Annotated in this window: 5 protein-coding genes and 1 pseudogene; 3 read left to right on the plus strand and 3 right to left on the minus strand. The window is 52.5% G+C overall.

Annotated features, from left to right (window positions below):
- Positions 1–217, plus strand: a pseudogene (locus POG22_RS23265) (RNA-guided endonuclease TnpB family protein); the annotation flags it as partial.
- On the opposite strand, the gene ppsA reads toward POG22_RS23265, so the two are convergent.
- The 3 genes from ppsA to POG22_RS23280 all read right to left on the minus strand — a co-directional run bounded on the left by ppsA (position 174) and on the right by POG22_RS23280 (position 4,903).
- On the minus strand, positions 174–2,672 hold the full coding sequence (gene ppsA, locus POG22_RS23270) for a phosphoenolpyruvate synthase (protein ID WP_498907302.1): 2,499 nt from the start codon (positions 2,670–2,672) through the stop codon (positions 174–176). The pseudogene POG22_RS23265 and the gene ppsA overlap by 44 nt on opposite strands.
- A 936-nt stretch (positions 2,673–3,608) precedes the next feature.
- Entirely contained in the window at positions 3,609–4,487 is an 879-nt protein-coding gene (locus POG22_RS23275) for a hypothetical protein (RefSeq protein ID WP_063719113.1), read from the minus strand.
- A 194-nt stretch (positions 4,488–4,681) separates the two neighbouring features.
- Positions 4,682–4,903, minus strand: a complete 222-nt coding sequence (locus POG22_RS23280; RefSeq protein ID WP_017661922.1) for a Calvin cycle protein CP12 — start codon at positions 4,901–4,903, stop codon at positions 4,682–4,684.
- 286 nt (positions 4,904–5,189) lie between these two features.
- Between POG22_RS23280 and POG22_RS23285 the strand changes: the two genes are divergently transcribed.
- Both POG22_RS23285 and POG22_RS23290 read left to right on the plus strand, forming a co-directional pair.
- Positions 5,190–6,413 (plus strand): FIST signal transduction protein, encoded by a 1,224-nt coding sequence (locus tag POG22_RS23285; protein WP_063719114.1) that lies wholly within the window; start codon positions 5,190–5,192, stop codon positions 6,411–6,413.
- Between the two features lie 201 nt (positions 6,414–6,614).
- Positions 6,615–6,977 carry a NifB/NifX family molybdenum-iron cluster-binding protein gene (locus POG22_RS23290; RefSeq protein ID WP_017661924.1) on the plus strand — a complete coding sequence of 121 codons (363 nt, stop codon included), beginning with the start codon at positions 6,615–6,617 and terminating at the stop codon, positions 6,975–6,977.
- Positions 6,978–7,113 lie beyond the last annotated feature (136 nt).

A 7,113-nucleotide genomic window follows, 5' to 3' on the forward strand; every position in this document is an offset into this window, starting at 1 on the left:
CCGCAGCACAAGTCATTTGTACCCGTGGGCAACGGGGAATTGAAAATGCCTGTGGAGTCAAAGCGGCGGGGGCTGAGGTCACTCAGTCTAGCTGGCGGGCTGTGAAGCAGGAAATCTTTGGGGCGACCCAAGGAATCTCCCAGCATACCCATTAGGGTTGCTGGGAGAGGATGTCAATGCTTCGACTCAAACTCGGCAATATCGAGCAGGGTCTTGAGAACCGAATCGGGGTTCAAACTGATCGAATCGATACCCAATTCCACCAAGAAACGGGCGAATTCGGGATAGTCGCTCGGGGCTTGACCGCAAATTCCGATCTTGCGACCGTTGGCTTTCGCCCGTTCGATGACCATCCGCACCATTTGTTTGACACCTTCGTTGCGTTCGTCGAAGATGTGCGCCACCAGCGCCGAGTCGCGGTCTAATCCGAGGGTCAACTGCGTCAAGTCGTTCGACCCGATGGAAAATCCGTCGAAGACTTCACTGTACTGGTCGGCGAGAATCACGTTACTGGGAATCTCGCACATCACGTACACTTGCAAGTCGTTTTCGCCCCGTTTGAGACCGTATTTTTCCATTTCCGTCAGCACTTTACGCCCTTCCTCGGGAGTGCGGCAGAAAGGAATCATGGGAATCACGTTCGTCAGTCCCATATCGTCGCGAACCCGTTTCAAGGCTTTGCATTCCAAGCCGTAGGCAGCAGCGTATTTAGGATCGTAGTAACGAGACGCACCGCGCCACCCGATCATCGGGTTTTCTTCCTTCGGCTCGAACTGTTTGCCGCCGAGGAGGTTGGCGTACTCGTTGCTCTTGAAGTCGGACATCCGCACGACTACCGGGTTCGGATAAAACGCGGCGGCGATGGTGCCGATGCCGTGGGCGAGTTTATCGACGAAGAAATCGGGTTTGTTCTCGTACTCGGCAGTCAGTTCGGCGATTTCCCGTTTGACGCTGTCGTCCTCGAGTTCGTCGAAGTGGAGTAATGCCAGGGGGTGAGCTTTGATGTGGTTGGCGATAATGAACTCGAACCGCGCCAAACCCACACCGTCGCAGGGAATCGAAGACAGACCGAAAGCTTCTTCCGGGTTGCCCACGTTCATCAAGATTTTCGTCTTGGTAGTAGGCAGGTTGTCGAGAACGGTTTCTTCGATTTCAAAGGGAACTAAGCCGGAGTAGACTTTTCCTTCTTCCCCTTCGCAGCAAGAGACGGTGACATCTTGTCCGGTGGTCAGGGTTCCGGTGGCTTTGCCGCAACCGACGATCGCCGGAATGCCCATTTCCCGCGCGATAATGGCGGCGTGACAGGTGCGTCCGCCCGCGTTGGTGACGATCGCGCTGGCTTTTTTCATGATCGGTTCCCAATCCGGGTCGGTTTTGTTGGTGACGAGGACTTCACCGGCTTGGAACTGGTCGATTTTGTGAACGTCGAGGATGACGCGGGCTTTGCCTTGTCCGATGGCTTCGCCAACGGCGCGACCGGACACGAGGACGTTACTGGTGCCTTGCAGCTTGTAGTGTTTGAGGACGTTTCCGGCTTTCTGGGATTGGACGGTTTCGGGACGGGCTTGAACGATGAACAGTTCGCCAGTTTGTCCGTCTTTCGCCCACTCGATATCCATCGGGGTGTAACTTCCCCGCACTTCGCTGTAGTGGTCTTCGATGATGCAAGCCCATTTCGCCAGGGTCAGCACTTCGTCGTCGGTGATGGCGAATTTTTGGCGATCGGGTTCGGCAACGGGGACGTTTTTCGTCAGTTTGCCGCCGCCGATGTCGTAGACCATTTTCAGTTCTTTGGAACCGAGGCGTTTTTCGAGAATCGGACGGAAGCCTTGTTGCAAGGTGGGTTTGAAGACGAAGTATTCGTCGGGGTTGACGGCACCTTGCACCACGTTTTCACCTAAGCCGTAAGCGGAGGTGATCAACGCGGCGTTTTTGAAGCCGGTTTCGGTGTCGATGGAGAACATGACGCCAGAGGCGGCCAGGTCGGAACGTACCATTTTTTGGACGCCCACGGACAAGGCAACGTCGAAGTGATCGAAGCCTTTAATGGTGCGGTAGGAAATGGCGCGATCGGTGAAGATCGATGCGAAACAACGGTGGCAGGCTTCGAGAACCGATTTAGCACCGTGGACGTTGAGATAGGTTTCTTGTTGTCCGGCAAAACTCGCGTCGGGTAAGTCTTCAGCCGTGGCGCTCGATCGCACGGCAACGTCGGTGTCATAGCTGTATTCTTTGCAGGCTTGACGGTATTCGGGATCGAACCGTTCGCAAAATTCCGTATCTGCGCCGTAGCGTTCGCAAAGCTTGAAGTAGGCGGTCGCGATCGCCACTTCGAGTTCTTTCGGAAATGGGGTGTTGAGAACTAAAGCTCGGGCTTGTTTGCCGCGATCTCGCAAGTTTTGCATGTCTTCCACGTCGAGATCGGAAAACAGCTTGCGAAGTTTGGTTTCGAGTCCGGCTTTTTCAACGAAGTAGCGATAGGCGTAGGCTGTGGTGGCAAATCCCGTCGGCACGCTGACGCCCTTTGACGCCAACTGCTGGATCATTTCACCGAGAGAGGCGTTTTTTCCTCCAACTAGAGGAACGTCGGCGATTCCGACTTCTTCAAACCACAGGACGAAGCTTTCGCTTTTAGGAACGCCAGATTGGATACTGGGAGCGCTGATAACCATATTTTTTCATCCCGCTCTACTTGCTTTCAATTTCTTATCTTATCGACTTTATTTTTTATATTGTTCTCTTTTTAATGTTTTTTTACGATCTTACAGAACTGTCATTTTCCAAGGATTTTACGGTTTATTTGCACTGAAGGAAGACTTGTAAAAACTTGTTACGCTTTTGATTTTTTGTGACATTTTGTACTAAAATAATCCCGATCGATAATAAAATGTTAATTGTCATTAATTCTTGGATTCATTGCTCTTCAAGTATTGTAAAATAAGGTTTGTAATTTTATTTTTTTTTAATATTTCCATTCCTTTAAGTAAAGCGTTTGTTGTTTATTTTTAAATGTAAACAAAGCGATAAGTTTTACTGTATCAGTCTGGCATCTCAATTAATTCGAGCTTATTGAAGAAATATAGCAGTCCCAAATGAGTCGTCAAACATTAAAACACCAGAAAAAATCTGATTCCCCGTTCCCCGTTCCCCGTTCCCGATTCCCTTTTTGTCTCAATTTTGTTACACAACTGATTTAGGGTTGCTATAGGCTCTACTATCGAGAATGTCGAACGAGATTTCAAAGGTTTCAGCCATTGGAGTTTCAGCCAGACTCAATTTTTCGAGGTGTCCGGTCGTCTGTGTTAAACAGAGCGACAAGGTTGTCAAATCGGTCAAGTTTGAGGCAGAAAGCGGGAAAAAGTCGGCGCAATAGTCGAAAAACAGCGTTTTTATACGGAATACAAATCTCAAACAGTGGTTTTGCCAAACCCTACATCCCCCTCTCTGTGTCCTCTGTGCCTCTGGGCGTGAAGACTTCTTGAAACCCAGCTTATCGGCAACGGATTCCGTATTAAACTGTAAAATGCGGCATTGTCGGCGATCGCAGCCGAATATTACTTAAATCGAGCGATCGCCCGACGCGATTTTTTCCTCAAAGGAATGCCATCTCAAGGACGACGAGTCGCGTGGGACGGGTAAGGATCGAAGAGGTGTTGCACGAGAGAGGCCGCTGGCGGAACGTACACCCAGCGATCGCCAGATTCCTCTGTACGATAGGTCAGCAGCGTCACGTGGAGATACCCGTCAGCTCGTCCCAAAGCTTCGCCGAGGCGTCGATATCCGAGATGACGGCGACCCAAACCGCAAAGTCTGAGGAGGTAATTCGGAATTTGGGGACTAGAAAACACAGTACAGTCCGATGGCATCGATCGCAGCGTTCCGTCGGTGACAAACACGAGCTGACCGTTCGCCCACCCATCGAAAGGAGCAAACACTTTCCCGCTCGTGCGTAACGAAAGTTCTCCAAAAGCTGCGACCACTCGGCGTTCGGCAATTTCGTCGCCAGCAGCGATCGAAACATCGGAGGCGACAGTCACCTCAGAGACGATAGGCGTCTCGAACGTTGGCGGATCGGGCATCCAGCGGACGCCCGGTCGATCCGAAGCTTCGAGACTGTATCCGATATAGCGATCGCCCTCGTAAGCCACCACTGCGAAAGCCCCCTCAGTCGTGCGGTACAACTCTCGCTCGGTCAGAACGCCGTCGCGCAGGGCGACTTTCGGTAACAGGCAATAAGGAGACCCCAACTGTTGCCGAACGGTCGCCGCATCGGGGTTTTCGCTCCCGTGTAGCGCTTGCAAGCGATCTAAGGTTAAAGTCGTCTCAGCATCGATAATACGAGTACAAGCCGGTCGAAACGTCGTCGTTTCCTCAGAGCGATCGGCTGCCACTGCTGCCAACACAGAAATCGCCGTGGTGACAGCGAGGCCGACTCCGTAAATTGCGTTCCAACGGACTCCAAGCGGTTTGCGAGCGTCGATCTCCATAGTCGAACAAAAGAGGGTGGGCGAACGAGAACCGAAGCCAGATTTTGAATACAGACTCTTGAAGAGAGCGGTTTAAATGCCGAAGTTTAAATAGCGTACAAAAATTCAGACATCCCTACGATAGCAGATGCCAACAACAAGCGGCGAGGGAACTCCTCGCCGCTTCACCCGCAATACTCGATTGTCAAAGCGGATTAATCGTCGTAAACCCGGCATTCAGCAGCATCGGGGTTGTCCTCGCAGTAGGTATCAAACGAGGTTTTTTGCGGCTTTTGCTTTTGGTGAGCTGCTTCGGCTTGCAATTCTTCGACAGCATCCCAGGCCGCCGCACAATCTTGAGACGTAGCACCACTGGTATCGCAGACAGCCCGAGCCGCCTCGCGTTCTTGTTCGATCTGTTTTTGAATGTCGTTCATAGTCTCCTATTGGATCTACTCTTCGTCGATCTGTTCACCCTATTCAGTATAGGGAATCTTTTCCTAGCAGGCAGTTCGCCTACCCGTACCCGTACATCGTTGCTAGAGAACGAACGGTTCTATACCATTACTCTTACTGGACATCACTCTCCCGTGGCGTATCCCGATCTATATTTTTAAGATTTGACACCGCCGACGGGCCGATCGAAGAGGGACTGACGGTCGATGGCGATCGAGGTTTCTTCGACCAACTCGAACAACCACTAGCGATTGCAAGGACTAGCCTATGGAGTGGGTTAACGCTTTATCGACGCGCCCCTCGCTCGAAGCCGCAGTGCAGGAGGCCGCAGACGCCGCACAACAGGCGTTATCCGAACCGCCGGATTTAGGATTGGTATTTATTTCCTCGGCCTTTGCCAGCGAATATCCCCGTTTGATGCCCTTGCTGCGCGAACGCTTAGACGTTCCTACGCTGATCGGATGTGGGGGGGGCGGTATTGTCGGGAGTACGCCAACCGATGCCAGTACTGTCGAAATTGAAGGGGGCATTGCCTTAAGTTTGACGCTCGTAAGCTTGCCCGACGTTGAAGTTCGGAGCTTTTTTCTTCCATCTGACGAACTCCCCGATCTCGACAGTCCCCCCGAACGTTGGATCGAAGCCGTCGGCGTTTCCCCCGAGTCCGATCCGCAGTTTATCGTGTTAGCCGATCCGTTCATGTCGCGAATTAACGATTTGCTGCAAGGACTCGACTACGCTTATCCAACTGCCTCGAAAGTCGGAGGACTCTCGAGCAGTCCCGGTATTCGAGGGGCGAACTTGTTCTTTAACGATCGCGCCGTTCGAGAAGGGGCGGTTGGCGTCGCTCTCTCTGGCAATATTACTCTCGATAGCATTGTCGCTCAGGGATGTCGTCCCATCGGGAAACCCTACCGCATCGCCGAGGGGGAACGAAACATCATTTTAGCGCTCGACGAACTCGGCGCAACGGAATCGGCACGTCCGCCGCTGGAGGTTTTACGGGATTCGATCGTCGAACTGAGCGAAGCCGATCGCGAACTGGCCCAAAATTCGCTGTTTATCGGCGTCGTCAGCGATGAATTCAAACAAACCCTCGAACCGGGAGATTTTCTGATTCGCAATCTCATCGGTGTCGATCCCCAAGCGGGGGCTGTCGCGATCGGCGATCGCGTGCGTCCGGGTCAGCGGGTGCAGTTTCACCTTCGGGACGCTAAAACCTCCGCTGAAGATTTGGAAGCTTTGCTTGAAAAGTATTGTCGCGACGCGGGTTCGACCGCTCGTCCTTTCGGTGCGTTGATGTTTTCCTGTCTCGGACGGGGCGAGGGACTCTACGGCGAAGCTAACTTCGATTCTCGCCTGTTTCACCGCTATCTCGATGGCGTTCCCCTCAGCGGTTTTTTCTGCAACGGTGAAATCGGCCCCGTCGGTGGTAATACCTTCCTCCACGGTTATACGTCGGTGTTCGGTATTTTGCGGCCGGCATCGAGGTGACGAGAGAATTCGACCCTCGCCTGTCGCGGGTTTTGTGAGACTCGATCGAAAAACTTGGGTCTAAAACCCCGTCCCTCCAGGGCGGTGAGGAGGTCGACCGGGTGCGATCGCATGAACCCATCGCGCCTTATTTTATTGACATTTATTTTAAATAGCTTTATGGTAATAAAACAGAATAACGAATAAAAGGTATAAGTAGCCATGAAAATCGCCGTTCCCGTCGCCAGTCACGAAGGAGAGAATGCCGCACTGGGGGAGAGCTTCGGACGGTCGGACTATTTCGCCATCGTGGAACTCGACGATAGAGGCATTGAATTTATTGAGAATCCAGCTCGACAAGACGGTAGCGGAGCCGGAATCAAAGCCGTGCAAGCCGTGGCCGATGCAGGCGTCGAGGCGGTCGTCGTTCCGCGTTTGGGACCCAAAGCCGTTCGAGCCTTGAAAGATGCTGGAATCACGGCGTTTGAATTTACGGGAGATACACTCGAAAGCGCGATCGCAGCCTTTCAAGCCGGACAACTGAGCGAATTTTCCCCTGAAGGTTGCGGACATCAGCATTGTTGACATCCTCACCGCCCTGGAAGGACGGTGATTCCCAAACCTCGCGATTTGGGTTCCTGCTTCCTTCTCTCTCGAGTTTTTCGCAGTTGCTCTCCGGATCGAGATCCTTCAAGTCTTACACTCGCTTCACAGGCTGTAA

It is taken from the genome of Geitlerinema sp. CS-897 (genome assembly GCF_028368005.1).
Classification (GTDB): domain Bacteria; phylum Cyanobacteriota; class Cyanobacteriia; order Cyanobacteriales; family Geitlerinemataceae; genus Baaleninema; species Baaleninema simplex.